The 3,336-nt window shown below is 50.7% G+C and carries 2 rRNA genes; both read left to right on the top strand.

Features of this window, described 5'->3' with window-relative positions:
- The first annotated feature begins 163 nt into the window (after positions 1 to 163).
- Positions 164 to 3,055: ribosomal RNA gene (locus EJ576_RS29600) — 23S ribosomal RNA — on the top strand.
- 156 nt (positions 3,056 to 3,211) lie between these two features.
- Positions 3,212 to 3,327: ribosomal RNA gene (rrf, locus tag EJ576_RS29595) — 5S ribosomal RNA — on the top strand.
- The last annotated feature ends 9 nt before the right edge of the window (positions 3,328 to 3,336 follow it).

Genomic DNA, 3,336 nt, shown 5'->3' with positions numbered 1-3,336 from the left:
CGTTCTTTAAAAATTTGGGTATGTGATAGAAAGATAGACTGAACGTTACTTTCACTGGTAACGGATCAGGCTAAGGTAAAATTTGTGAGTTCTCTTAATTGAGAAATTCGAATTTTCGGCGAATGTCGTCTTCACAGTATAACCAGATTGCTTGGGGTTATATGGTCAAGTGAAGAAGCGCATACGGTGGATGCCTTGGCAGTCAGAGGCGATGAAAGACGTGGTAGCCTGCGAAAAGCTTCGGGGAGTCGGCAAACAGACTTTGATCCGGAGATGTCTGAATGGGGGAACCCAGCCATCATAAGATGGTTATCTTGTACTGAATACATAGGTGCAAGAGGCGAACCAGGGGAACTGAAACATCTAAGTACCCTGAGGAAAAGAAATCAACCGAGATTCCCTTAGTAGTGGCGAGCGAACGGGGACTAGCCCTTAAGTGGCTTTGAGATTAGCGGAACGCTCTGGAAAGTGCGGCCATAGTGGGTGATAGCCCTGTACGCGAAAATCTCTTAGTCATGAAATCGAGTAGGACGGAGCACGAGAAACTTTGTCTGAATATGGGGGGACCATCCTCCAAGGCTAAATACTACTGACTGACCGATAGTGAACTAGTACCGTGAGGGAAAGGCGAAAAGAACCCCGGAGAGGGGAGTGAAATAGATCCTGAAACCGTATGCGTACAAGCAGTGGGAGCCTACTTTGTTAGGTGACTGCGTACCTTTTGTATAATGGGTCAGCGACTTATTTTCAGTGGCGAGCTTAACCGAATAGGGGAGGCGTAGCGAAAGCGAGTCTTAATAGGGCGTCTAGTCGCTGGGAATAGACCCGAAACCGGGCGATCTATCCATGGGCAGGTTGAAGGTTGGGTAACACTAACTGGAGGACCGAACCGACTACCGTTGAAAAGTTAGCGGATGACCTGTGGATCGGAGTGAAAGGCTAATCAAGCTCGGAGATAGCTGGTTCTCCTCGAAAGCTATTTAGGTAGCGCCTCATGTATCACTGTAGGGGGTAGAGCACTGTTTCGGCTAGGGGGTCATCCCGACTTACCAAACCGATGCAAACTCCGAATACCTACAAGTGCCGAGCATGGGAGACACACGGCGGGTGCTAACGTCCGTCGTGAAAAGGGAAACAACCCAGACCGTCAGCTAAGGTCCCAAAGTTATGGTTAAGTGGGAAACGATGTGGGAAGGCTTAGACAGCTAGGAGGTTGGCTTAGAAGCAGCCACCCTTTAAAGAAAGCGTAATAGCTCACTAGTCGAGTCGGCCTGCGCGGAAGATGTAACGGGGCTCAAACCATACACCGAAGCTACGGGTATCACGTAAGTGATGCGGTAGAGGAGCGTTCTGTAAGCCTGTGAAGGTGAGTTGAGAAGCTTGCTGGAGGTATCAGAAGTGCGAATGCTGACATGAGTAACGACAATGGGTGTGAAAAACACCCACGCCGAAAGACCAAGGTTTCCTGCGCAACGTTAATCGACGCAGGGTTAGTCGGTCCCTAAGGCGAGGCTGAAAAGCGTAGTCGATGGAAAACAGGTTAATATTCCTGTACTTCTGGTTATTGCGATGGAGGGACGGAGAAGGCTAGGCCAGCTTGGCGTTGGTTGTCCAAGTTTAAGGTGGTAGGCTGGAATCTTAGGTAAATCCGGGATTCTAAGGCCGAGAGCTGATGACGAGTTAACTTTTAGTTAACGAAGTGGTTGATGCCATGCTTCCAAGAAAAGCTTCTAAGCTTCAGGTAACCAGGAACCGTACCCCAAACCGACACAGGTGGTTGGGTAGAGAATACCAAGGCGCTTGAGAGAACTCGGGTGAAGGAACTAGGCAAAATGGCACCGTAACTTCGGGAGAAGGTGCGCCGGTGAGGGTGAAGGACTTGCTCCGTAAGCTCATGCCGGTCGAAGATACCAGGCCGCTGCGACTGTTTATTAAAAACACAGCACTCTGCAAACACGAAAGTGGACGTATAGGGTGTGACGCCTGCCCGGTGCCGGAAGGTTAATTGATGGGGTTAGCTAACGCGAAGCTCTTGATCGAAGCCCCGGTAAACGGCGGCCGTAACTATAACGGTCCTAAGGTAGCGAAATTCCTTGTCGGGTAAGTTCCGACCTGCACGAATGGCGTAACGATGGCGGCGCTGTCTCCACCCGAGACTCAGTGAAATTGAAATCGCTGTGAAGATGCAGTGTATCCGCGGCTAGACGGAAAGACCCCGTGAACCTTTACTATAGCTTTGCACTGGACTTTGAATTTGCTTGTGTAGGATAGGTGGGAGGCTTTGAAGCGTGGACGCCAGTCTGCGTGGAGCCAACCTTGAAATACCACCCTGGCAACTTTGAGGTTCTAACTCAGGTCCGTTATCCGGATCGAGGACAGTGTATGGTGGGTAGTTTGACTGGGGCGGTCTCCTCCTAAAGAGTAACGGAGGAGTACGAAGGTGCGCTCAGACCGGTCGGAAATCGGTCGTAGAGTATAAAGGCAAAAGCGCGCTTGACTGCGAGACAGACACGTCGAGCAGGTACGAAAGTAGGTCTTAGTGATCCGGTGGTTCTGTATGGAAGGGCCATCGCTCAACGGATAAAAGGTACTCCGGGGATAACAGGCTGATACCGCCCAAGAGTTCATATCGACGGCGGTGTTTGGCACCTCGATGTCGGCTCATCACATCCTGGGGCTGAAGCCGGTCCCAAGGGTATGGCTGTTCGCCATTTAAAGTGGTACGCGAGCTGGGTTTAGAACGTCGTGAGACAGTTCGGTCCCTATCTGCCGTGGACGTTTGAGATTTGAGAGGGGCTGCTCCTAGTACGAGAGGACCGGAGTGGACGAACCTCTGGTGTTCCGGTTGTCACGCCAGTGGCATTGCCGGGTAGCTATGTTCGGAATAGATAACCGCTGAAAGCATCTAAGCGGGAAACTAGCCTCAAGATGAGATCTCACTGGAACCTTGAGTTCCCTGAAGGGCCGTCGAAGACTACGACGTTGATAGGTTGGGTGTGTAAGCGCTGTGAGGCGTTGAGCTAACCAATACTAATTGCCCGTGAGGCTTGACCATATAACACCCAAGCAATTTGACTACTCTAACGAGCATCAGATTGCGGTGTGTGAAGACGAAAATGAACCGAAAGTTCGACGCTCACAAAGCACCGAAAGCTGTCACATACCCAATTTGCTGAAGCGAGGCATAAGCCACGACTCAGTACCCGAATTTCTTGACGACCATAGAGCATTGGAACCACCTGATCCCATCCCGAACTCAGTAGTGAAACGATGCATCGCCGATGGTAGTGTGGGGTTTCCCCATGTGAGAGTAGGTCATCGTCAAGATTAAATTCC

Source organism: Pseudomonas sp. C 49-2, assembly GCF_003970195.1.
GTDB classification, from domain to species: Bacteria; Pseudomonadota; Gammaproteobacteria; order Pseudomonadales; family Pseudomonadaceae; genus Aquipseudomonas; species Aquipseudomonas canadensis.
The sequence above is the reverse complement of the archived record's forward strand: the minus strand, read 5'-3'. Positions and strand labels throughout refer to the sequence as shown.